The 23594-nt window shown below is 68.8% G+C and carries 20 protein-coding genes; 10 read left to right on the forward strand and 10 right to left on the reverse strand.

All coding sequences use genetic code 11. From position 1 onward, the window contains the following. Positions 1–19 precede the first annotated feature (19 nt). The 3 genes from mmsB (at position 20) to ACX80J_RS11920 (ending at position 3713) form a co-directional block, all read left to right on the forward strand. Positions 20–1321 (forward strand): multiple monosaccharide ABC transporter permease, encoded by a 1302-nt coding sequence (mmsB, locus tag ACX80J_RS11910; protein ID WP_459345070.1) that lies wholly within the window; start codon positions 20–22, stop codon positions 1319–1321. A 75-nt stretch (positions 1322–1396) separates the two neighbouring features. Then, on the forward strand, positions 1397–2494 hold the full coding sequence (locus ACX80J_RS11915) for a substrate-binding domain-containing protein (protein WP_459345069.1): 1098 nt from the start codon (positions 1397–1399) through the stop codon (positions 2492–2494). Positions 2495–2633: 139 nt separating this feature from the next. Then, positions 2634–3713 (forward strand): Gfo/Idh/MocA family protein, encoded by a 1080-nt coding sequence (locus ACX80J_RS11920; protein ID WP_459345068.1) that lies wholly within the window; start codon positions 2634–2636, stop codon positions 3711–3713. Positions 3714–3829: 116 nt separating this feature from the next. Here ACX80J_RS11920 and ACX80J_RS11925 read toward each other — a convergent pair whose 3' ends face one another. The 4 genes from ACX80J_RS11925 to purH form a co-directional block, all read right to left on the reverse strand. Continuing rightward, positions 3830–5818, reverse strand: a complete 1989-nt coding sequence (locus ACX80J_RS11925) for a hypothetical protein (protein ID WP_459347900.1) — start codon at positions 5816–5818, stop codon at positions 3830–3832. 88 nt (positions 5819–5906) lie between these two features. Then, the gene (locus ACX80J_RS11930) at positions 5907–6968 is read right to left on the reverse strand and encodes a hypothetical protein (RefSeq protein ID WP_459347901.1); all 1062 of its coding nucleotides are present in this window, start codon (positions 6966–6968) and stop codon (positions 5907–5909) included. 168 nt (positions 6969–7136) lie between these two features. After that, complete coding sequence (locus ACX80J_RS11935; protein ID WP_459347902.1) at positions 7137–9359, reverse strand: NADP-dependent isocitrate dehydrogenase; 2223 nt, start codon at positions 9357–9359, stop codon at positions 7137–7139. 182 nt (positions 9360–9541) lie between these two features. Continuing rightward, entirely contained in the window at positions 9542–11146 is a 1605-nt protein-coding gene (gene purH, locus ACX80J_RS11940) for a bifunctional phosphoribosylaminoimidazolecarboxamide formyltransferase/IMP cyclohydrolase (RefSeq protein WP_459347903.1), read from the reverse strand. Positions 11147–11296: 150 nt separating this feature from the next. On the opposite strand from purH, the gene ACX80J_RS11945 reads away from it, so the two are divergent. Next, the gene (locus tag ACX80J_RS11945) at positions 11297–12649 is read left to right on the forward strand and encodes an MFS transporter (protein WP_459347904.1); all 1353 of its coding nucleotides are present in this window, start codon (positions 11297–11299) and stop codon (positions 12647–12649) included. A gap of 69 nt (positions 12650–12718) precedes the next feature. Here the strand turns inward: ACX80J_RS11945 and ACX80J_RS11950 are convergent, their stop codons facing one another. From ACX80J_RS11950 to purN, 3 genes are all read right to left on the reverse strand, one after another. Then, positions 12719–13315 (reverse strand): DUF6318 family protein, encoded by a 597-nt coding sequence (locus tag ACX80J_RS11950; RefSeq protein WP_459347905.1) that lies wholly within the window; start codon positions 13313–13315, stop codon positions 12719–12721. Positions 13316–13394: 79 nt separating this feature from the next. Beyond that, entirely contained in the window at positions 13395–14408 is a 1014-nt protein-coding gene (corA, locus tag ACX80J_RS11955; protein ID WP_459345061.1) for a magnesium/cobalt transporter CorA, read from the reverse strand. Between the two features lies 1 nt (position 14409). Beyond that, a complete protein-coding gene (purN, locus tag ACX80J_RS11960) occupies positions 14410–14988 on the reverse strand; it encodes a phosphoribosylglycinamide formyltransferase (RefSeq protein ID WP_459345060.1) in 579 nt (192 codons plus the stop codon). A 56-nt stretch (positions 14989–15044) separates the two neighbouring features. On the opposite strand from purN, the gene ACX80J_RS11965 reads away from it, so the two are divergent. Next, on the forward strand, positions 15045–15500 hold the full coding sequence (locus ACX80J_RS11965) for a hypothetical protein (RefSeq protein WP_459347906.1): 456 nt from the start codon (positions 15045–15047) through the stop codon (positions 15498–15500). A 70-nt stretch (positions 15501–15570) separates the two neighbouring features. Here ACX80J_RS11965 and ACX80J_RS11970 read toward each other — a convergent pair whose 3' ends face one another. Continuing rightward, on the reverse strand, positions 15571–16851 hold the full coding sequence (locus tag ACX80J_RS11970) for a cell division protein PerM (protein ID WP_459347907.1): 1281 nt from the start codon (positions 16849–16851) through the stop codon (positions 15571–15573). Between the two features lie 80 nt (positions 16852–16931). Further along, positions 16932–17684, reverse strand: coding sequence for a TSUP family transporter (locus tag ACX80J_RS11975; protein WP_459345057.1), 753 nt, complete (start codon positions 17682–17684; stop codon positions 16932–16934). A gap of 74 nt (positions 17685–17758) precedes the next feature. Between ACX80J_RS11975 and ACX80J_RS11980 the strand changes: the two genes are divergently transcribed. The 4 genes from ACX80J_RS11980 to ACX80J_RS11995 all read left to right on the forward strand — a co-directional run bounded on the left by ACX80J_RS11980 (position 17759) and on the right by ACX80J_RS11995 (position 21879). Continuing rightward, positions 17759–18394 (forward strand): DUF1684 domain-containing protein, encoded by a 636-nt coding sequence (locus tag ACX80J_RS11980; RefSeq protein ID WP_459345056.1) that lies wholly within the window; start codon positions 17759–17761, stop codon positions 18392–18394. A gap of 46 nt (positions 18395–18440) precedes the next feature. Beyond that, positions 18441–19190 (forward strand): potassium channel family protein, encoded by a 750-nt coding sequence (locus ACX80J_RS11985; protein WP_459345055.1) that lies wholly within the window; start codon positions 18441–18443, stop codon positions 19188–19190. Between the two features lie 214 nt (positions 19191–19404). After that, complete coding sequence (locus ACX80J_RS11990; RefSeq protein WP_459347908.1) at positions 19405–21036, forward strand: stealth family protein; 1632 nt, start codon at positions 19405–19407, stop codon at positions 21034–21036. Between the two features lie 42 nt (positions 21037–21078). Then, positions 21079–21879, forward strand: a complete 801-nt coding sequence (locus ACX80J_RS11995) for an MSMEG_6728 family protein (protein WP_459345053.1) — start codon at positions 21079–21081, stop codon at positions 21877–21879. A 12-nt stretch (positions 21880–21891) separates the two neighbouring features. On the opposite strand, the gene ACX80J_RS12000 is transcribed toward ACX80J_RS11995, so the two are convergent. Then, complete coding sequence (locus ACX80J_RS12000; RefSeq protein WP_459347909.1) at positions 21892–22830, reverse strand: phosphodiesterase; 939 nt, start codon at positions 22828–22830, stop codon at positions 21892–21894. 263 nt (positions 22831–23093) lie between these two features. Here ACX80J_RS12000 and ACX80J_RS12005 point away from each other — a divergent pair, with 263 nt between their 5' ends. After that, on the forward strand, positions 23094–23504 hold the full coding sequence (locus ACX80J_RS12005) for a hypothetical protein (protein WP_459345051.1): 411 nt from the start codon (positions 23094–23096) through the stop codon (positions 23502–23504). The last annotated feature ends 90 nt before the right edge of the window (positions 23505–23594 follow it).

Here is a 23594-nt window from a genome sequence, read left to right on the forward strand (position 1 = left end):
GCTCCCTAGGAAAAACACCATGAATTCCCTCAAACAAATCTTCGGCGGAGACACCCGCCAGTTCGGGATGATCTTCGCCCTGGTCGCGCTCGTCGTGTTCTTCCAGTGGCGCACGGGCGGCAAGACGCTCACATCCGTGAACATGATGAACCTCTTCAACGGCAACTCGTACATCCTGATCCTGGCCATCGGCATGGTGCTCGTGATCATCGCCGGCCACATCGACCTCTCCGTCGGTTCCGTCGCAGCGTTTGTCGGCATCGTCGTCGCGATCGCCATGCGCGACTGGGGCATCCCGTGGTACCTCGGTGCGCTGCTCGGCCTCGTCCTCGGTGCGCTCATCGGGGCCTGGCACGGTTTCTGGGTGGCGTACGTCGGCATCCCGGCGTTCATCGTCACCCTGGCCGGCATGCTCCTGTTCCGCGGCGCCAATCAGTCGGTGGGCAACTCCCTCACCGTCCCGGTGCCCGAGGGATTCCGCTACCTCGGCGCAGGTTACCTCCCCGAGGTGGGACCCAACACCGGCTACAACAACCTCACGCTGCTGATGGGACTCGCCCTGGTGGCGTTCGTGATCTACAGCGAGTTCCGCGGCCGCCGCAAGCTGGCCAAGATCCACGCCGACCTGCCCCCCATCTGGGTTCCGGTCACCAAGGTCGTCCTGCTCTCCGCCGTCATCCTGTACGCGACCTACCTCTTCGCGACCGGCCGTCCCGGCACCTCGTTCCCCGTTCCCGGCCTGATCCTCGGCATCCTCGTCATCATCTACGCGTTCATCTCCAACAAGACGATCCTCGGTCGCCACGTCTACGCCGTCGGCGGCAACCGCCACGCAGCCGAGCTGTCCGGCGTGCAGAGCAAGAAGGTGAACTTCATGGTCATGATGAACATGTCCATCCTCGCCGCCCTCGCCGGCATGATCTTCGTCGGCCGCTCGACCGCATCGGGCCCGTCCGACGGCGTCGGCTGGGAACTGGACGCGATCGCAGCCGTCTTCATCGGTGGTGCAGCCGTCACCGGCGGCGTCGGTACAGTGGTCGGCTCGATCATCGGAGGCCTCGTCATGGCCGTCCTCAACAACGGTCTCCAGCTGCTCGGCGCCGGCGCCGACGACACCCAGATCATCAAGGGGTTCGTCCTGCTCGTCGCCGTCGCGTTCGACGTCTACAACAAGAGCCAGGGCAAGCCGTCCATCATAGGCATGCTCACCAGGAACTTCGGCGGAGGCAGCGGTGGGGGCAAGACGCCCGCCCCCACCCCGCAACCCGCTCCCACCGAGCAGGCTGTCGGCACGAAGGAAGTCATCTCCCACGAGGTCTAGGGCCGGGACACCCCGCCTCCAGGCACCAACGCTCCACCCGACCACAAGAGCAAGAGCAACAGAAAGAGAACGAGAATGCGTAAGTTCGCAAAGTCCTTCGCAGCCATTGCTGCGATATCAGCGCTGGCGCTGACCGGCTGCGGTCGCGAAGAAGCGACCCCCGGAGCCGAGGGCAGCGGCGCTGCCGCCGCCGGGTTCGAAGAAGGATCGGCCATCGGCGTCGCCCTCCCGCAGAAGACGTCGGAGAACTGGGTACTCGCCGAGACCCTCTTCAACGACGGCCTGACCGAGGCCGGCTACGAGCCGGACGTCCAGTTCGCCAACGGTGGCGTCTCCGAGCAGCAGAACCAGATCAGCTCCATGATCACCAACGGCGTGAAGGTCCTCGTCGTCGGGGCGATCGACGGATCCCAGCTCGGTACGCAGCTCCAGCAGGCCAAGGACGCGGGCATCACGATCATCGCCTACGACCGCCTCCTGACCAACACGGAGAACGTTGACTACTACGTGGCGTACGACAACTTCCAGGTCGGCGAACTTCAGGGTCAGGCCCTGCTCGACGGCATGAAGGCCGCCAAGCCCGAGGGACCGTACAACATCGAGCTGTTCGCCGGTTCGCCCGACGACGCAAACGCGAAGGTCTTCTTCGACGGCGCCATGAGCGTCCTGCAGCCCGAGATCGACAACGGCAACCTGGTGGTCGTCTCCGGCCAGACCACCTTCGACCAGGCCGTCACGCAGGGCTGGAAGGCAGAGAACGCCCAGAAGCGCATGGACACCCTGCTCTCCGGCAACTACAGCTCCGAAGAGCTCGACGGCGTCCTGTCCCCCAACGACACGCTCGCCCGCGCGATCCTGACCTCGGTCGAGGGTGCAGGAAAGAGCATCCCGGTCGTCACCGGCCAGGACTCCGAGGTCGAGTCCGTGAAGTCCATCATGGCGGGCAAGCAGTACTCCACGATCAACAAGGACACGCGGGCCCTCGTCGAGCACGCCATCGAAATGGTCGGCAACCTCCAGGCCGGCGAGGAGCCCGAGGTCAACGATCCCGACTCCTACGACAACGGCGTGAAGACCGTTCCCGCCTACCTCCTCGAGCCGCAGATCGTGACCAAGGAGAACGCAGCGGAAGCGTACAAGAACGACCCCACGCTGTCCGCTCTCACCAAGTAGCTCCCCGCCGGACCCCTCCGGCAGCATGACCAGAAGCGCCCCGGCTCCGGCCGGGGCGCTTCGTCGTTCGGCTGCAGGGTTCGGTGTAACGCTCATGTACGCAATGGACGCGGGAGCGCCCAGCGGCAAGGATGGGATCATGAACCCCCAGAACCGCATTGCCGTTCCCCCCTGCGCCGAAGCAGGAGCTCCCAGCCCGATCGTGGCCACAGGCCGTCCACTGAAGTGGGGAGTCATCGCCACGGGCGGCATCGCCGCGAAGGTCACCCAGGACATCGCCCTGCTCGAGGACGCCGTCCTCCACGCGGTCAGTTCCCGTAGCGCGGACAGTGCCGCGGCCTTCGCCGAGCGCTTCGGATTCGTCACGAGCTACGGCAACGACGACGGCGGAACGGGTTACCAGCACCTCGTGGACGACCCCGAGGTGGACGTCGTCTATATCACCACGCCGCACGCCCAGCACTACGACGTCGCCAAGGCGGCGCTGACGGGCGGCAAGCACGTGCTGTGCGAGAAGCCGTTCACCATCAACGCCGCCGAGGCGGAGGAACTGGCAGGACTGGCGGCCGAGCGCGGACTGTTCCTCATGGAAGCCGTATGGACCCGCTTCCTGCCGAGCATCAACCGCGCGTGGGAGATCATCCACTCCGGCGAACTGGGAGACATCCGGTGGGTCCAGGGCGACCTCGGATTTCCTGCGCCGGAGGATCCCGCCAGCCGCCTCTGGGACCCGAAGGCAGGTGGCGGCGCCCTGATGGACCTCACCGTCTACCCGCTCACCTGGGCACTCGGATCCCTCGGCTTCCCGGACTCCGTCGCCGCCGTCGGAACGCTGAACAGCGACGGCGTCGACGTGCAGAACGCCGTGACCCTGAGCTACGGGAACGGCGCATATGCCCAGCTGTCGTCGTCGCTCATCGCCTCATGCCCGGGCCAGGCGACGGTCGCCGGTTCGAATGGCTGGCTGAAGAGCGGGGGTGGGAACCTCCACAACCCGAAGGAACTGACCATCAGGATCGGCCAGGGCGACGCGCGGGTGGAGCAGTTCGAGCAGGTCGGTGCGGGGTACACCTACGAGCTGCGCGAGGTCACCCGCTGCATCCAGCAGGGACTGACCGAGAGCCCCACCATGCCCATCGCGGACACCGTGAGGACCATGCGGCTGCTCGACGGCGTGCGGGGCCAGATCGGCTTGCGCTACGCGAACGACGACGCCTGACGGTTCTCCTCCACCTTCTACGCTCCTCCCCCATTTCGTCCCGTGCTGAAGGACGGGTCCCCCGCGGTTTCTGCCGCGGGAGACCCGTCCTTTCCCGTCTCAGGGAGGCTACAGGGCTAGGCGACTGCCTTCGGCCGGCGGGCGACCAGCAGGCCAAGCGCTCCGCTGAGGACCAGGAGTGCACCGGACAGCAGGACCTGCTGCTGGTCGAAGCCTGTGGAGGCAAGTGCCCTCGGCGTCGACGACCCGGAGGCGGCAGCGACCGCTGCGGGAGCAGTCGTCTTCACCGTCGCGATTGCGAGCGAGACTGTACCGGTAGTGCTGTCAGTACCGGTAGTGATGCCGGTGCTGGCACCGGTGCTGAGGCCGGGGTTGCCAGCCGGAGTGATACCGGCGGATGCGGTGGTACCGGCGGATGCGCCGATGGGCGTGCCTGCCGAGCCGCCATTGTCCGAGCCACCAGCGTCCGAGCCACCAGCATTCGATCCACCGGCGTTCGAGCCACCAGCATTCGATCCACCAGCATTCGATCCACCGGCGTTCGAGCCACCGGCGTTCGATCCATCGGTGCCCGCCCCATCGCTGTCCGTCCCGCCGTTACCGTCCGAGGCAGGCGCCTCAGGACCGGGCGTGGTCGGCGTCGCAGGGTCAGTCGGCGTCGCAGGGTCAGCCGGCGTCGCGGGATCGGTCGGCGTCGCGGGAGTTGTGGTGCCTGGGCCACAGTCGGTACTGGTGCCGCTGATCACTGCGATTCCGTTGCAGCCGACATTCACCGGAACTACAACCTCGGGCGAGACCACGTTCCCGTTCAGCAGGCCGCCGTTCAGCAGGCCCCCATCGACGGAACCATCGACGGAACCATCGACGGAGCCATCGGTCGAACCACCCGTCGAACCACCCGTGTTGTCACCGCTCGTTCCGCCGGCCGCATCGGTCGTGCAATCCGACGCGCTGTCACCGATCAGGGCCACGGTGTTGCAGCCGACATTCACCGGAACTACAACCTCGGGCGAGACCACGTTCCCATCGAGGATGCCACCGTCCAGCACGCCGCCGTCCAGCACGCCGCCGTTCAGCAAGCCACCGTCGAGGAGGCCGCCTTCGGGGTCGCCCTCAGTCGTACCACCCGTGCTGCCACCGCTCGTTCCGCCGGTCGCACCCGAATCACCTTTCGAGGACGAATCTCCGATTACCGACACCGAGTTCCCGGAGACGTTCACCGGAGCCACGACCTCGGGCACGACCACGTTCCCGTTGAGGACCCCGCCGTCCAGCAGGCCGCCGTCGACGGCACCATCGGTGGTGCCTGCGGACGAACCGCCCGTGCTGCCACCGCTGGTTCCCCCGGCCGCACCCGTCGCGCAATCCGATGCGCTATTACCGATCAGGGCCACTGTGTTGCAGCCGGCATTCACCGGACCCACGACCTCAGGCGACACCACGTTCCCGTTGAGGATCCCGCCGTTCAGCAGGCCGCCGTCGACGGAACCATCGGTGGTGCCTGCGGACGTACCGCCCGTGCTGCCACCGCTGGTTCCCCCGGCCGCACCCGAATCACCCGTCGAGGACGCATCCCCGAGCACCGCCACCGAGTTACCGGACACATTCACCGGAGCCACGACCTCGGGCGAGACCACGTTCCCGTTGAGGATCCTGCTCTCGGTCGATGCCGGCGCGGTGCCGCTCGGATCGGTGGCGGTCATGCCTGTAGCACCCGAATCGCCCGTGGAGGACGCATCCCCGAGCACCGACACCGAGTTCCCGGACACGTTCACCGGTACGGCGATCTGCGGTGCGACCTGATCGGCATTCGCCACTCCGCCGTCGAGCAGGCCGAGGGTGGAACCGCCCAGCAGGCTGTTGCCGGAGTCACGCCCGTCGCCGAGATCGAGCGAAGCGTCGAGGGAGACCACGGTTTCCTGGACGATCGAAGAGCTCGTCGTCCCGGACGGAAGGGGCGCGGTGATGAAGGCGCCGAGACCCGAAGCGGTCTCTGCATCCGATGTCGTGGACAGGTCCGCAGCTGTCGCTGCTCCTGCTCCGAGGACTACGAAGCCCCCGGCGAGAAGGGCGCCGTAGAGCCCTCGCTGCACGTATGTACGCATGATGTTCTCCTGTAGATCGAAGTGGGTTGAAGGTGCCGTGGGGCACCATGAGCCGTCGGCCACGCACGAAGGCGCGGCGGGGCAACCACTAATCAGGAGATGAACCGGGTTCCAACGCCGGGCCCGCGGGCAGACCGGCTGTCGCGCCCCGGTGACCCGGACCGACAAGGGCCAGGAAGACCAGGAGGGCCACGCCGCCGATGGCGGCGAAGGGGCCCGCCGTCCCGGCACCCGTCATGGAGGACAGGGCGCCGGCCCACGACGCAAGGGGCACCGCGGGCAGTTCGGGAAGATCGTGCGCCATCCGTGCGACGCCCGCCAGAACGGCCGGCACGACGACGTCGACCGAGGCACTGGCGAGGGTCGAGGACGCCTGCACCGCGGACTCTGGACCGGAGCTCCTCGTGGCAACGCCCTCTCCGGCGTCGGCCGCCACCGCGTCGGAGAGCGCCGGGACCTCGGGACCGGCAGTCGTTCCACCGGCAGCAGTCGGGTCGGCGGCGGCAGCAAGAGAAGCGGCCACAGGAACAGCGGCTGCCGGAGCCGGATCAGCCGGCGCGTCGGCGCCCGGCACGGCGGGAAGGACTTCGGTCGCCGGCGTCGGGAGGGGCACGACCGGAACGGCTGGGTCGATCCCGGGAACGGGTGCCACGGCGTCGATCACCGGATCGACGCCGCCCACGACGGGAGCCACCACCTCGAGCACCGGTTCCGTGACGCCGCCGACCGTCCCGTCGACGGTATCGAGGATCGGCGCGGTAACCTCGGTGACCACCCCGGCGGGTACCACCGACTGCACGATGGGCACCTCGGCGACCACCTCGTCGACGAGGGATGTCACAGGGGCGAGGATCGTCCCGGTCGGCTCGGAGTTGAGCTGAGGCACCTGTGCCGCGAGATCGGAGACCAGGGAAGCGGTGCCCGCGAGGCTGCTCGACGGACCCGCCGCAGGAGACGTCTCGGCCGTCACCGCCTGCAGAGGGTCGGCAACGGCGGACAGCGTCGACGACACCGGGGAGCTGCTCTCGACAGCACCTGCCACCGAGCCGAGCAGCCCGGTGTCGGAAGGGAGTTCGGCGGCTGACGCTCCACTGGCGCCCAGAGCCATCCAACCCAGCGCTCCGGCTCCTGCAAGGATCGACAGGCGCACGGAAGTAGCGAGAGACCGACGCTTCTGCATCTTCATCGCACGTACACCCCCAGGCTGAGACCTGAGGCAACCATAAACCGACGTGCGCCTGACTGTAAATGGCATCGCTTAAATTCATCAGCCGGTGGACCAGAACGGTCCACCGGCTGATGAAAAGGCGGGACGCGCCTACTTGGCGAGGATCGCCAGGACCTCGGACAGCTTCGCCGACGGCCGCATCACCTGGGTCACCTTGGTGACGTCGGGGTGGTAGTAGCCGCCGATGTCCACCGGTGAGCCCTGCACGGCCAGCAACTCGGACACGATGGTGTCCTCGTTCCCGGTCAAGGCCTCGGCGACGCGGGAGAAGCTCTGGGCGAGCTCGGCGTCCTGCTCCTGCTTGGCCAGCTCCTCCGCCCAGTACCGGGCGAGGAAGTAGTGGCTGCCGCGGTTGTCGATCTCCCCGACGCGACGGCTGGGCGACTTGTTCTCGAGCAGGAACGTGCCCGTTGCGCGGTCGAGCGTGTCGGCGAGGATCTGCGCACGCGCGTTCCCGGTCGACGTCGCGAGGTGCTCGAAGCTCACGGCGAGGGCGAGGAACTCACCCAGGCTGTCCCAGCGCAGGTGGTTCTCCTTCACGAGCTGCTGCACGTGCTTGGGAGCGGACCCGCCTGCACCGGTCTCGAAGAGTCCGCCACCGTTCATCAGCGGGACCACCGAGAGCATCTTGGCGCTGGTGCCGAGTTCGAGGATGGGGAACAGGTCCGTGAGGTAGTCACGCAGCACGTTGCCGGTCACCGAGATGGTGTCCTCACCCTTGCGGATGCGCTCGAGGGTGAAGGCCGTGGCGTCGACGGGCGTCATGATCTCGAGCGAGACGTCGTCGGTGCCGTGCTGGGCCAGGTACTCCCTGACCTTGGCGATCAGGTTCGCGTCGTGGGCCCGGCCCTCGTCGAGCCAGAAGACGGCCGGCGTGGCCGAGGCGCGGGCGCGGTTGACCGCGAGCTTCACCCAGTCGAGGATGGCGGCGTCCTTTGTCTGGCAGGCACGCCAGATGTCGCCGGGTGCGACGTCGTGCTCGATCAGCACGGTGCCATCGGCGTCGACCACCTGCACCTTGCCGGCAGCGGGAATCTCGAAGGTCTTGTCGTGGCTGCCGTACTCCTCGGCCGCCTGCGCCATGAGTCCGACGTTGGGCACGGTGCCCATGGTCGTCGGGTCGAACGCGCCGTTGGCGCGGCAGTCGTCGAGGACGACCTGGTAGATACCGGCGTAGCTGCTGTCGGGGATGACGGCGAGCGTGTCGGCTTCCTTGCCGTCCGGTCCCCACATGTGGCCGGACGAACGGATCATCGCAGGCATCGAGGCGTCGACGATGACGTCGCTCGGCACGTGCAGATTGGTGATGCCCTTGTCGGAGTCCACCATGGCGATCGCGGGGCCGTCCTCCATGCCCTTCGTGATGGCCTGCTGCACTCCCTCGCGGACGTCCTCGGGAAGCTTGTCGAGACCGCCGAGGATCGAGGCCAGGCCGTTGTTGGGGCTCAGGCCGGCGGCGGTCAGCTGCTCGCCGTACGTCTCGAAGAGCTCGGGGAGGAAGGCACGGACCACGTGTCCGAAGATGATGGGGTCGGAGACCTTCATCATGGTGGCCTTCAGGTGGGCCGAGAACAGCACGTCCTCCTCCTTGGCCCGGGCGACGGAGGCCTTGAGGAAGTCGTTGAGGGCGTCGGCGCGCATGACGGTCCCGTCGACGACCTCACCGGCGAGGACCGGGAAGGAGTCCTTGAGGACGCTCACAGAACCGTCGGCGGCGACATGCTGGATGGAGATGGTGCCGTCCGCGGGGATCACGACGGACTGCTCGTTGGACCGGAAATCGTCGCTGGTCATGGAGGCGACGTTCGTCTTGGACTCCGGCGTCCAGGCACCCATGCTGTGCGGGTTCTGGCGTGCGTAGTTCTTGACCGACGCGGGAGCACGGCGGTCCGAGTTGCCCTCGCGGAGGACGGGGTTCACCGCGCTGCCCTTGACCTTGTCATAGCGGGCGCGGATGTCCTTCTCCTCGTCGGTGGACGGGTGGTCGGGATAATCCGGCAGGGCGTAGCCCTGGCCCTGGAGCTCGGCGATGGCCGCCTTGAGCTGCGGGATGGACGCGCTGATGTTGGGCAGCTTGATGATGTTGGCTTCCGGCGTCTTCGCCAGCGCTCCGAGTTCGGCGAGCGCGTCCGCCTGTCGCTGGTCCTCCGTGAGGTGGTCGTTGAAGAGCGCAATGATGCGTCCGGACAGCGAGATGTCCCGGGTCTCCACCTCGACACCCGCCGTGGACGCGAACGCCTCGATGATCGGCAGGAACGAATAGGTAGCCAGCATCGGCGCTTCGTCGGTGTGGGTGTAGATGATCTTGGCCATGGGTAGGCATCTCCCTGGTGCTCTGACGTTGTGCGGTCGGTTGGGCATCGCCCATCGGCTCTAACTTACCGATGTCCCCGGGGCTTCGCCTAACGGCGGGAGCCCCGGGACCACGGCATTGACGGGCCGACACCGGAGGGCGCCTCTCGGCGCCCTCCGGTGTCGCGGGGACCTCAGGGGCGTCAGTGGAAGAAGTGGCGGGCTCCGGTGAAGTACAGCGTCACGCCGGCCGCGTTCGCCGCGTCGATCACTTCCTGGTCGCGCACCGAACCGCCCGGCTGGACGACGGCGCGGATACCGGCGTCGACCAGGATCTGAAGTCCATCGGCGAAGGGGAAGAAGGCATCCGACGCCGCGACGGAGCCCTGGGCACGCTCGGTGTCGGCGAGGGTGTTGGCCCGCTCGACGGCGAGGCGGCAGGAGTCGACGCGGTTGACCTGGCCCATACCGACACCCACGGACGCACCGTCGCTCGCCAGCAGGATGGCATTGGACTTCGCAGCGCGGCACGCCTTCCAGGCGAAACTGAGGTCGGCGAGCGTGGCGTCGTCGGCCGCGTCTCCCGCCGCGAGAGTCCAGCCGGCGGGGTCGTCGCCATCGGCGTCGAGCCTGTCGGCGACCTGCATGAGCACACCCCCGGACACCTGGCGGAATTCCACGGGGTTCCGCCCGTAGCCCTCGGGCAGGGTCAGCAGGCGGATGTTCTTCTTCTGCGAGAGGATCTCGACCGCCTCGGCCGAGAACGACGGCGCGATCACGACCTCCGTGAAGATGTCCTTCACCGTCGCGGCCATGCCCGCGGTGACCTCCCGGTTCGCGGCAATGACGCCACCGAAGGCGGATACGGGGTCGCAGGCGTGGGCCTTGGCGTGGGCATCCGCGATGGGATCCTCCGCATCGGCGGAACCGACGGCGACGCCGCACGGATTGGCGTGCTTGATGATCGCGACGGCGGGCTCGTCGAAGTCGAAGGCCGCGCGGAGGGCTGCGTCGGCGTCGACGAAGTTGTTGTAGCTCATCATTTTGCCGTGGAGCTGGTCCGCCTGGGCGATGCCCGGCGTCGCGCCCTTCTCCACGTACAGCGCCGCCTGCTGGTGGGGGTTCTCGCCGTACCGCAGCACCTCGGAGCGCTCGAGTGCGAGGCCCGCGTAGCCGGGCCAGGCGAAGGCGTCGTCGTCCGTCTCGAACTGCTCGGCAGTCCAGGACGCCACCGCGGTGTCGTAGGCGGCGGTGTGCGCGAAGGCGAGCGCAGCCAGCCGGCGTCGTGCCTTCAGGTCGAATCCGCCTTCCGCGGCAGCCGTGACCACGTCGGGGTATGCGGCGGGATCGACGACGACGGCGACCGACGGGTGGTTCTTGGCTGCGGACCGGACCATCGCGGGCCCGCCGATGTCGATCTGCTCGACGACGGCGTCGGGCTCCGCGCCCGACCGCACGGTCTCGACGAAGGGGTAGAGGTTGACGACCACGAGGTCGAAGGCCTCGATCTCGAGTTCGGCGAGCTGGTCGATGTGCTCCTGGCGCCGGCGGTCGGCGAGGATGCCCGCGTGGACCTTGGGGTGAAGGGTCTTCACGCGGCCGTCGAGGGTCTCGGAGAACCCTGTGACCTCGGAGACCTCGGTCACCGGCACGCCTGCGGCGGCGATCCGCTGCGCGGTGGAGCCCGTCGAGACGATGGAGACGCCTGCGCGGTGCAGGCCCTGCGCCAGCTCCTCCAGGCCGGTCTTGTCGAACACCGAGATGAGTGCTCGACGGATGGGGACACGGTCAAGGTGGGTGAGGCTCACGCAGATCTCCGTCAGGTCGCTTCGCTGGGGGTCACTGCAAGTCTATAGGCGTGGTGTTGGTCGTCGAAGAGATGACGAACGCGCGAACTCGGGACAGCGGCGCGCTGGCGGTACAGTTCTCGCAGTACCCGGCCCCTCTCCGAAGGCATCATGAGCATCAATACCCAGCTCCCCACCGGCGATCAGGTGGTGCAGGACCTCCCCTGGCGATGGAAGGTCCAGGGAAGGATCTTCCTCATCGGCGGCCTCGGCTTCATGTTCGACGCCTGGGACGTCACGCTCAACGCCTACCTGATCCCGCTGCTGATCGGCGACTGGGGGCTGTCCGCCGGACAGGCGGGATGGATCGCGACGTCGAACCTGATCGGCATGGCCGTCGGCGCCTTCGCCTGGGGGTCCGTGGCGGACATCATCGGGCGCAAGAAGGCGTTCACACTGACCCTGCTCGTGTTCTCGCTCTTCACGGTGCTCGGAGCCTTCTCGCCCGGCATCGTCTGGTTCTGCATCTTCCGGTTCCTCGCCGGATTCGGCCTCGGCGGGTGCATCCCCGTGGACTACGCGCTCGTGGGCGAGTTCACGCCGCGCCGCCAGCGCGGCCGGGTCCTCACGGCGATGGACGCCTGGTGGCCGGTGGGCGCCTTCCTGTGCGGGGCGGTCACGACGGCGGTCGTCGCGCAGTTCGGCGACTGGCGCTACGCGATGCTCGTGATGGTGCTTCCCGCACTCCTCGTGTTCTGGGTGCGGCGCGGGGTCCCCGAGTCGCCGCTCTACCTCGTCCAGCGAGGCCGGCGGGAGGAGGCCCGGGCCGTCATCGACGACCTCGTGACCAGGACGGACGGCGAGCAGCGCGCCTGGCGGCTGCCGGACCCGGAGGAGACGCCACGGCTGTCCCTCGGCAGCATCTCGGGACAGCTCACCGGGCTGTGGCGCTACAACTGGCGCATCACCCTGACCGCCTGGACCCTGTTCCTGACCATCCTCCTCGTGTACTACGGGGCGCTCACGTGGATGCCGCGCATCCTGATCGCCTCCGGCTATGCGCAGTCGGTCGCGTTCATCACGACGACGTTCATGACCGGCGTCGGGTTCCTCGGCGTGATCGCCGCGGCGCTCCTCGTAGAGCGCGTGGGCCGCAAGTGGCTCCTGGCCATCACGGGTCCGGGGTCCGCAGCGATCCTGGTGGTCTTCGCGCTCACGCTCGACCTGCCGGCCGTCGCCACGGCCTGGCTGCTGGGCTTCGGCTTCGTAGTGCAGGTGGCCATCCCCGTCCTGTACACCTACGTCTCGGAGCTGTACCCGACAGAACTGCGGGGCAGCGGCTTCGGCTGGGCGTCGACCATCTCGCGGATCGGTGCGGGCCTCGTGCCGCTGATCTTCGGCACCCTGCTGTGGCCCACCCTGGGACTCCCGCTCACCTTCGCCCTGACCGGCGCTCTCGTGGTCCTCGCGGTCGTCTTCATGGCCTTCAATGCACCGGAGACGCGGAGCGCCAAGCTGCACTGACCGGTACGACGACGAAGGAGGTGCCACCGCGGTGGCACCTCCTTCGTCATTCCGGGATCGTGCCGGGCATCAGGCCTCGGGCAGTTCCGCGTCCGGGGTCTCCTCGAGCGCAATGAGCTTCCAGGCCCCGTCGGCGTAACGGATCGTGGCGCTGTAGATGGTCCCCTCCGGGGAGAAGGGACGCTGCTCGCTGATCGAACCGTCCTCGGAGAACTCGGTGTACGCGTCGGGGTTGACGGGGATCAGGGCGGTGACGTCGGTGCCCTCCGCCACCTCCTCCGTGGTGAGGTAGACGTTCTCCACCTTCGGCTGGCCGCCGAGCACCCAGCCGCCGCCGTCGTACACGGCGGAGAGCCGTTCCGCCTCGGCCTGCTCGCCCGCAGCCCCGTCGAGGAGCTCGAGCATCGCGGGTGCATCACCGGTCTGGAGGACGTAGGCCTTCAGGTCGAAGTAGTAGTAGAGGAACGCGCGGGCTCCTTCGGGGCTGACCTCGCCGACGAGCTCGTTGCTCGGGGGCCGCTGGATGTTGACGGCGGCCGACGACGAACTCGCGGGCGAGGGCGCAGCGGGCGAGGGTGCGGCTGCAGGGGATTCGGAGGTGCCGGCACAGGCGGTGAGTGCCAGCAGGGCGAGAGCGGCGGTGGCCGCGACGCGGAGAGAGTTCATGGGGGTCCCAACGGTGTTCGAGAACAGAGGTGGCCGAAGCCTCCCCTACCTTACCGGTGCCCGAGGCAACGGGAGTGTCCTAGAGCCAGTCGTTGCGCTTGAAGATCCCGTAGAGGCCCAGGCCCATACCCACCATGAGGAGGAGGGCGAAGGGATACCCGAGAGTCCAGTGCAGCTCGGGCATCACGTCGAAGTTCATGCCGTAGATCGAGGCGATCAGCGTCGGTGCGAAGAGGATCGCCGCCCACGAGGAGATGCGCTTCACTTCCTCCCCCTGCGTCAGGGATGTCTCCGTCAGGCGCGTCATCTCCTCGTTCTGGCGCTGCGCCACGAGCGTGGTGTGGACGGTCAGGGCGTTCTGCAGCAGCGCGCGGAACGTGTTGATGCGTTCGACGATGCGGATCACGTGGTCCTGGACGTCGCGGAGGCTGCGGGCCAGTTCGGGGTCCATCCGGTACTTCTCCGACCCGAGCAGGAGCGCCTCCATCATGGCCTGCAGGGGCTGGGCGGCGCGCTGGAACTCCATGACCTCGCGGTGCAGCTCGTAGATCCTGCGCGAAACGTCTGGCGCTCCCCCGAACAGTTCGTCCTCGATCTCGTCGATGTCGTTCTCGAGCCCCTGGACCACGGGCCCGTACTCGTCGACCACCTGGTCGAGCAGCGCGTACAGGACGGCCTGCGGCCCGGTGTGGAGCAGCGCAGGATCGGCCTCGAGCCTCCTCCGCACGATGCCGAGGTCCGGCGACTCGGCATGCCGGATCGTCACGACGAAGTCGCTTCCGATGAAGATGTGCAGTTCGCCGAACTCCACCTTCTCCTCGGCATCGAGGTAGCGCGCGGGGCGCAGCACCACGAAGAGCGTGTCACCGTAGCGTTCGAGCTTGGCGCGCTGGTGTCCGTTGGTGGCGTCCTCCACGGCGAGGGGGTGCAGCCCGAACTCCTCCTCGACGGCGGAGATCTCCTCGCGCTCGGGACGGTACAGGCCGATCCAGCCCATGCCACCGCTCTCGCGCATGATCTCGAAGGTCTGGTCGAGCGTCTCGGGGACACGCTTCTCCCCGCTGACATAGACGGCGTTCGCGACGAGGGGCATGTCAGGCAGCGCCGGTTCCGGCAGCGGCGAGCGAGCCGAGCGTCGCGATCAGGAGCCTGCGCTCCTCGACCTTGATGCGCTCGTGCAGGGTCTCCTCCGTGTCGTCCGGCAGGACGGCGACGGGGGCCTGGGCGAGGATGGGGCCGGTGTCCACGCCGGCGTCCGCGATCATGACGGTGCAGCCGGTCACCTTGACGCCGTAGGCCAGTGCGTCACGGACGCCGTGCGCGCCGGGGAAGCTGGGCAGCAGCGCGGGGTGCGTGTTCAGGTAGCGGTTCGGGAACCGGTCCAGGAAGTGCTGGTCGACGATCCGCATGAACCCGGAGGACACCACGAAGTCCGGCTCGTGCGCGGCGACAGCCCCGGTGAGGGCCCGGTTCCAGTCCGCCCGGTCGTCGTACTGCCGGAAGTCGACCTCGAAGGTCGCGATTCCCGCGTCCCGGGCCCTCTCCACCCCACCGGTTCCGGGCCGGTCGGCACCGACGGCGGCGACGGTCACCGGGAGGCTGCCGTCGGCGACGGCGTCGATCACGGCCTGGAGGTTCGATCCGCTTCCGGAGACGAGGACTACGATGCGCATGGCTCAACCTTAGGGTCTCGCCTCGCCTAGGGTTGAACCATGCCGAGGGAGGACCGATGAAGAAGCAGGGCACCGTGCCGGACGGGTCGCGCAGTCCGGAGACCGGACGCAAGGGGCCCGATGACGTTGCGGGCGCGCGGACCGCGTCCGCAGGATTGTGGCTACGCCTGTTCCTGCTGTCGTTCTTCTGCGGAGCGCTGGCGAGCAGCCTGATGCTGCCCTGGAAGGTTCTCGGGCTCGTGCTGGCGCTGTTCGCCCTGGCCGCCGGCGTCGTCGCGCTCGTCAAGGCGATCGGCGCGAAGCTGTCCCCGCTCGTGGTGCTCTCGACATCCCTGGGCCTCGCCGCCGCCCTGTTCCTCACGGCCGGCACGGGCGTCTCGGTGCTCCTGTGGCCCGTCACGCAGAACTACGAGGACTGCATGTCCCGGGCCCTGACCCTCCAGGCGCGGGACGACTGCCAGGAGGGCATGCAGAGGCTCGAGGGCTTCGGATCGGGCAGCGCCGGCCGGTAACAGCGGCAGCACCCCAGTCGGTACCTCCCGCCCGGTAGACGCCTGCGGGCGAAATCAGCGGCGGGCGGGATCAGCGGCGCCGGGGCTCCCGCTCGAGCAGCGGCCCGACGGCGTGGCCCAGGACAGCGCCCACGGCCACCTCCAGTGCGAGCCACAGACCGACCGTCAGCGGATCCGGCCCGAGGTCGGTGAAGCGCCCGAGGCCGAGCGAGGCACGCGAGATGAGGGCGACGACGACGCCGCCGAGTCCTGCGGCGATGCCGATGAGCCCCGCGAGGGCCAGGGTAGAGGCCGTCGCGGTCAGCCACCGGTGGCTGCTGCGGAGGACGAGCCACTCGTCGAAGTGGTTCTCCCCGTCCCGGAAGAACCACCACCCTGCGAGGAGGCCGGCGACGACGGGGATGGCCAGCGCGGCGTAGCCGTAGTCGAGAGTCCCGGCCGGCAGGGCTCCCAGGATGGGCAGCGCCGGCAGCGGACCCACGGTGCTGGTGAGCGGCGTCAGCGAACTGCCCGTACCGAGGGCGAATCCCGCCCCGGTGGACCAGGCCATCGTCCAGACCGCGAGGTTGGGCAGGAGCCCGAGCTGGAACAGGGTCACCATGGAGGCACCCGCGATCCCGCCGTCGATCCGCTCGTAGATCGCCGCGATCCCCGCCCAGTTCAGCCCGATCGCGACGGCGAGCAGCACGGCCGACAGGCAGACGGCGACCATCACCGCGAGGAAGCCGGAGCGGAGGACCGACCAGGCGTAGGACCCGGCCCACCGCGAGTGCTGGCTCGTGCGGCCGACCCAGGCGGCGAAGTCGACGCCGACGAGCCTGCTCCAGGCCCCCGCCTCTCGGTAGGCGCCGGTGATCAGGCCGATGGCCGCGGAGACCGGCGGGATCAGGGCCCCGGCGGCGAGCGGAGCGGCGGCATCGGCAGTGGTCGACACGTAGGCCACGGCCGCACCGATCGCGGCATAGGCCACCATCGCGCCGAGGAACGCCTGCCACAGCTGGTCGGTGTAGGAGGCCCGGGCGAGCCGCCGTCCTGCCCGCCAGGCGAGCAGCAGCGGTACCAGGATCAGTCCGAGCGGAAGGACGTGGAGCAGGCCCGACACGGCGTCCGCCCCCGCCACGCCTGCCGGGAACCGGAGGACGAGCGGCACTCCATGCATGACGAGCCACGCCTGACCGGCCAGGCGCGCGGCGGACTCCGGCACGCGGTCCGCGAACCCGCCGGTCAGCCATACCGCGGCTACCGGGACGGCTACGAGCAGTGCCGAGATCACGGCGGACTGGCCGAGCTCGAGCACCCCCTGCAGCCACAGGGGCATGGGAAGGGCACGGGGTTTGGTGGGGAGTTTCATCCCTTCCATGGTGCCATCGGCAGCCACCGTCGGAGCCGAGCGACGCGGGCCCGGCGCCCGTCCTTGCCCCGTGGTGCCCGTCACCCGAGGATGTCGGCGAGGCCCTTGACGACGGCGAGGCCGGCCCCGATGAACGCGATCACGACGACGAAGAGCCGCGCCTGGTCGTCCCGGACGAACCGCGCGATCTTCTCACCCGTGAAGATGCCGGTCACGATGGCCCCGCCGATCGCGAGCCACATCCACGGCGCCAGGACCGGAGCCTGGGACGGGTCGAGGAGCAGCTTCGCGACCAGCGTGACCGTGCCGATGCAGACGAAGAAGGGCTGGAGCGTGGCCGCGAACGGCCGCTGCGGCCACCGCGCCAGCAGGGCGTAGGCGCTCACGGCGGGACCGCCCACGCCTGCCATCGAATTCGTGACCCCGGCTGTGAATCCCGCCACGGCCTTCGGGACGTTGCCGCGCACTACGACGTCGGACCGCTGGAGCACCAGGGAGATGGTGAGCGCCACGAGCACGACGGCACCGACGGTGACCGACAGGGGCGCCGACGGGACGGACACGGCGAGGATCGAGCCGGGAATCGACCCGAACAGGGACGGGACCACGAGCCAGCGGAACATGCTCCAGTCGATGTCCTTCCAGACGCGGCCCACGATGATGCTGGAGGAGACGACACCGCAGATGTTCACGAGGAGGACCCCTGCGTGCGGGCCGAGGATGATCACGAGGAACGGGGCGATCAGCAGGGCGAAGCCGAGGCCGGCGATGCGCTGCGCGACGGCCCCCACGAGGATGGAGGCCAGCACGATGCAGAAGATGCCCAGAGTCACCCCAGCTACAGTACGCAACCCCGCCTCCCTCCCGGCCCTGCCGCGGACGGCGGAACCGGCGGTAGCCTGAAGCCATGACGGCCCTCACCACCGCCCTCGCTACGGCAGACTGGCGCCAGCGCGTCTTCGGCCTCTACGGCGCCGTCCGCGAGCGTGCCGTGTCGGAGTCGCCCGAAGCCGCCCACGCCCTGTGGCGGACGGGCCGCGACGAGCTGTTCCGCGACCATCCGGCGTCCGCCCTCCGGATAGACGCCAGGGAATCCTTCGCGGGACTGGCGATCGCACCCTACGATCCGGCGTTCCGCTTCGAAGCGGTCCTGGACGACGGCGGAGCCGGCGAGGTGATGGACGTGGAGACCGGTACGGACGGCGTCGTGCCGTTCCGCCGCCTCGGCACCCTTCTGCTGCCCGGGCTCGGACAGCTCGCGCTGTGGAAGCTCGCCTCCTACGGGGGCGGCCTCTTCCTGCCGCTGCGGGACGGAATGGCAGGACGAGCCGGCGGCACCTACGGCGGTGGGCGCTACGTCCTGGACACCATCAAGGGCGCGCACCTCGGGGAGGGCCGCGCTGCCGGCAGCCTCGTCATCGACCTCAACTTCGCCTACAACCCGTCGTGCGCCTACGACGAGGAGTGGGCCTGCCCCCTGCCGGGCCCGGACAACCGGCTCGTGGACGACGTCCCGGTCGGTGAGCTCTACCGTGAGTACTGACCGCACAGGCACCCGGGAATGGGCACGGAACGATGAGCAGGGTCCCATGAAGCAGCACCAGTGGCAGCGCCGCACCGAGATACCACTGATCGTCGCGGCCGTCGTCTATCTCGTCGCCTACTCGGTGCAGGTGACGATGCAGCCCGAGCCCGCCCTGGGCCGCGCCCTTGAGGGCATCATCTGGGGTGTCTGGGCCCTCTTCCTCGTCGACTACCTCGTGAACCTCCTCTCCGCACCGGCCCGCGGCCGCTGGTTCGTCCGGCACCTGCACGAACTCGTCATCCTGCTGCTGCCCATGCTGCGGCCCCTGCGGCTGCTGCGGCTCCTCCCGCTGCTGCGGATCCTCAACCGCTCCGGCGGCAACGCCCTGCGGGGGCATATCGTCCTGTACGTCATCGGCGCCATGACGGTGCTCGGCTATGCGGGCGCGCTCGCGGTGCTCGACGTCGAGCAGGACGCCCCCGGCGCCACCATCCTCACCCTTCCGGATGCGCTCTGGTGGGCACTCACCACCGTCACCTCGGTCGGCTACGGCGACTACTACCCGGTGACGGGTGCAGGACGGCTCGTCGCGGCAGGACTCATGATCGGCGGCATCGGCGTGCTGAGCGCCGTGACGGCGGCGTTCGCCTCGTGGCTGGTCGAGAACGTCGCCACGGCACGCGCCGCGGAGGCGAAGACCGCGGAATCGGACGCCCGCATGCAGGACCAGCTGAAGAGCGTGAGCCTGCAGATCGACACCCTCACGCGGCAACTGGCGCACGGCTCCCACCCGGGACACCCCGGACAGGAGTAGCAGCCGGGAGGAGGGGCCCCCGTCCGGATTTCACCGGGCGTTCACCGGCCCTCCATCCGGTGGTGGCCTCGACTCCTCCCGAAGGGGCCAGGATCGAGCAGAGTGTGCGCCCGGCGCGCCGCAACCCATACCCTGTCGGTCGGGGGTCTGGACGGCACCGCTCCGAAGGGGTATCGTTCCTCTTCGCATTCCCGGCGTCCCTGCAGGCCCTATCATGGGGAACAAACCCATCCACTTTCCGGAGGCTCCGATTACAGACCTGGTTACCCAACACGACATTTATTTCGGCGCACCAGAGCCGGAAAATGAAGCCGAGATCCTTGAATCGGCCTCTCGCGCCGCGGTAGCCCGTCTCGAAGGCCGTTCCGACATCACGACCGTCAAGGGACGCTTCACGCTCATCAACTCCGACCGCACGCCGCACCAGGCGATGGTGGAGGACCTGCTGTTCATCCGCTCCGTCCTGGACACCGCAGGCATCGGGTTCCTCCTGGTCCGCGGCAACGACCAGCGTCCGGTCATCGCCGTCGACCTCGACGACCGCGAAGCCCTCCGCGCCGCGCTCGTCGAGGCGTGCCGTGACGAGCCCTTCTACTCCCGCACGGTCGACACGAAGCGCCGGACCACGCTGCTGGTCAGCGACGGAGACCTCTCCCACAGCGGCAAAGCCCGCATCTTCCGCCTGTTCCGCCCCCGCATCGAACCCGTGGGCGGCCTCGCCTACGGGCCGTCGGCTGGTGTGCAGATAGAACTCTGGGCGCTCGGCGGGACCACGATCGAACTGCCCGTGGAGAACTCCCTGACAAGGCGTGTGCTGCCGGCGGCCGAAGTGGTGCGCGGCAAGGTGGAGCGCCACGGCCTCACCTGGCCCACGATCGACAACATGTTCGCCGACCACGCCACGGACATCGACTTCGAGATCGACCTCGTCTTCTCGTGGGTGGACGGCAGCAGCCCCGAGTACCGCGCCGCCCGTGCTGCCCGCATGCAGGGCGTGGTGGTGGGCGAGGGTGATGACCACGAGGCCCGCTTCCGCCAGATCAACGAACTCAAGTACGCGCTGCGCTCGGTCTACATGTTCGCGCCGTGGATCCGCCGGATCTTCATCGCCACCGACTCCGAGCGGCCGGCGTGGCTCGCCGACCACCCCACCGTGACGCTCGTACCGTCGGAGGAGCATTTCCGGGACCCCTCCGTCCTGCCCACGCACAACTCACAGGCCGTCGAAGCCCAGCTCCAGCACATCCCCGGACTGTCCGAGTACTTCCTCTACTCGAACGACGACATGTTCTTCGGGCGTCCCGTGGCACCGGACATGTTCTTCTCCCCCGGCGGGATCACCAAGTTCATCGAGGCGGACACCCGCATCGGGCTGGGTGAGAACGACGCCGAGCGGAGCGGTTTCGAGAACGCGGCGCGCGTCAACCGGCGCCTGCTGCACGCGCGCTTCGGCCGCATCACCACGCGGCACCTCGAACACACCGCGGCGCCCCTGCGGAAGAGCGTCCTGCTCGAGATGGAGGCGGAGTTCGCCGCCGATTTCGCCGCCACCGCCGCATCGCGTTTCCGCGCCAAGGACAACATCTCGGTCACCAACTCGCTGTACCACTACTACGCCCTGCTGACGGGCCGCGCGGTGACGCAGGAGATGGCGAAGGTGAAGTACGTGGACACGACCATGCGCTCCGGGCTCAAGAGCCTCAACAAGCTGCTCGACAAGCGGAACCACGACTTCTTCTGCCTGAACGACGGCAGCTTCCCCGAGGTACCGGCCGAGGAGCGGGCGCACCGGGTGACCGAATTCCTCGAGAAGTACTTCCCGGTCAAGGCCCCCTGGGAGATCTGAGCCTCCCGGGCCGGATGCGGCGGTGCGTGCAAGACTGGCCGCATGCAGACCTTCCTGCCCTACCCCGATTTCGCGGCGAGCGCCGCGGTCCTGGACCAGGCGAGGCTCGGCAAGCAGCGGGTGGAGACCCTGCAGGCTCTGCGCGCCCTGGTCATCCCCGACTACGGCTGGCGGCAGCACCCGGCGATCCGCATGTGGATGGGCTACGTCCCCGCCCTGACCGTCTACGGGCTGGCCATGGTCGCCGAATGGGTCTCCCGCGGCCATGCCGACTCGACGCACCGGCAGATCCTGGAGTTCGCCCCGCACGTCCTGGACGATCCCGCCGTGCCCATGCCGCCCTGGCTCGGGGATCCGGCATTCCACGTGAGCCACCAGTCCAACCTGATCCAGAAGGCGCCGGAGATCTACCGGAGCAGGTTCCCCGGCGTCCCCGAGGACCTGCCGTACTACTGGCCCTCCCCCGAGCAGGAGCGCATCCCCGCGGAGCCGGAGGGCCCGCGCCTGTGGGTCTGGCGGGCGGCGTCGCATCCACCGGAGGGTGACGCCACGCTGCTCATGCCGCCCGAGCCGCCCAGCGGGCGCGCGGCCCCGAAGTGGGAGCGGCAGCTCCACACGTTCGAGGAGGCCATCGAGGACGGGGACGCCGTGGCGATCGCCGATCCCGACGGCGAACACTTCCGCACCGGGCGGGTAGGCCCGGTACTCATGCACGAGGACGGACTGCTACGGCAGGCCCGGCTGCACGGCTGGCTGCGGCGCTCCGATTTCGACCCGCCTGCGCTCCTGCAGGACCCGAGGACGCTCTTTCCCGTCGGTCTGCCCGGCTCACTGGTGTCCTGACGCCCGGTTCGCTTACCAGTGGCCTCCGGCGGACGTGAGCCGGCGTCGGGCCCCGCTTCCGTCGTCGATGGTCACGCCGTGGGCCTCGAGCCGGCGCCGGGCTTCCTTGCGTGGGACCACCTCTCCCACGGACCCGTGCCGGCCGGAGGGGACCACCGAGTGGACGATGGTCTCCTCGTACACGTGCACGAGGTTGTAGGACTGGGCGCCGTCCTGTCCGCGGGTGCCGCCCGCCTCGAACAGGAGGTCCTGCGTGTAGCAGGTGGCACTCGCCACCGAGACGGGGACGCCGGCGAACATCGCCGTCGTCGAGTAGTGGAGGTGGCCGGCGAGGATCGTCCTCACGTCGGACCCACGGATCACGTCGGCGAGCGAGCGCTGGTCACGCAGTTCCACCAGCGCGGCGAGCTCCTGAACGCTCGGGACGGGAGGGTGGTGCAGGGCGAGGATGGTCCCGTGGGGCGCCGGGACCGACAGCTCATGGGCGAGCCAGCTGAGCTGGCCGGTCGTGAACTCGCCGTGGTGGTGCCCGGGGACCGTGGAGTCCAGGGCGATGATGCGCAGCCCGTCGACGAAGTGGACGGCGTCCACCGGAGCGTCGGGACGGGCGGAGGAGGGCTGTCCGTCGAGGAGGCCCGCCCGGAAGGCGGCGCGGTCGTCGTGGTTGCCCATGGCCCAGATGACCCGGGCCCCGAGCCGGGCCGCTGCGGGATCCACGATGGCCCGCAGCTTCGCGTACGCCCCCGGCTCCCCCTTGTCCGCGAGGTCCCCGGTGAAGACCATCGCCTGCGGCCGCGCACCCGATGCCTCGAGGTCCTCGAACAGGTCCCGGAGGCGCTGCTCGCTGTCCACCGCCCCGTACAGCGGGCGGTCACCGCCGACGAGGTGCGTGTCGCTCAGGTGCAGGAGGAAGTGCTGTGGCCGGGGGTGTTCTGCTGTCCGGGGGTGCATGGGAACCTACTCCGCTCGCTGGTGGTCAGGCTCCCCCATTCCAGCAGAGGCACCTGCTGATCGCCTGAACCCGCCCCGGCAGGTCGGCGAACATCAGGGAAACTTCTGCCGGTCCGGCCCGGGGAGGGCACTTCTCCTCCGGCGTCATCCCGGCCGGGGCCGGTTGCCAAGGGCCGCCGGGGCGAGCAGGAGCGCTGGCGGGGCGGCAGCACGCGTCGTAGGCTTCCACTCGAAGCACCAACCGCGCAGCGAAAGGAAGCATCATGGCATTCCGGCCCAGTCACATCCCCCTCCGCCTCACCACGGGAGCTTTCATCCTGAACTCCGGACTCGGGAAGACCAACCTGGACGAGGGGTCCGCGGGATACATGCAGGCCATGGCGGCCAAGGCCTTCCCGCAGATCGGTCAGCTCCAGGCGCAGCAGTTCGGCAAGGCGCTGGCGGCCTCCGAGATCGCCATCGGCTCGGCACTGCTCGCCCCGTTCATCCCGAGCAAGCTGGCCGGCCTCGCCCTGCTCGCCTTCTCGACGGGGATGATGACCATGTACCTGAAGACTCCGGAACTCACGCAGGAGGACGGCATCCGCCCGACGCAGGACGGCACCTCCGTGGCGAAGGACGTCTGGCTCGTGGGCGTCGCCCTGTCGCTCCTGCTCGACAGCAAGAAGAAGTAGGCCCGTCGTGGTCCCTCCCGCCGCGGGGGTCCACCCCTCCCTCCCTCCGGGGGAAAGGAAGACTGGGGCTGTGTGTGCGTTTTTTTGTCC

The organism is Arthrobacter rhamnosi (assembly GCF_054510975.1).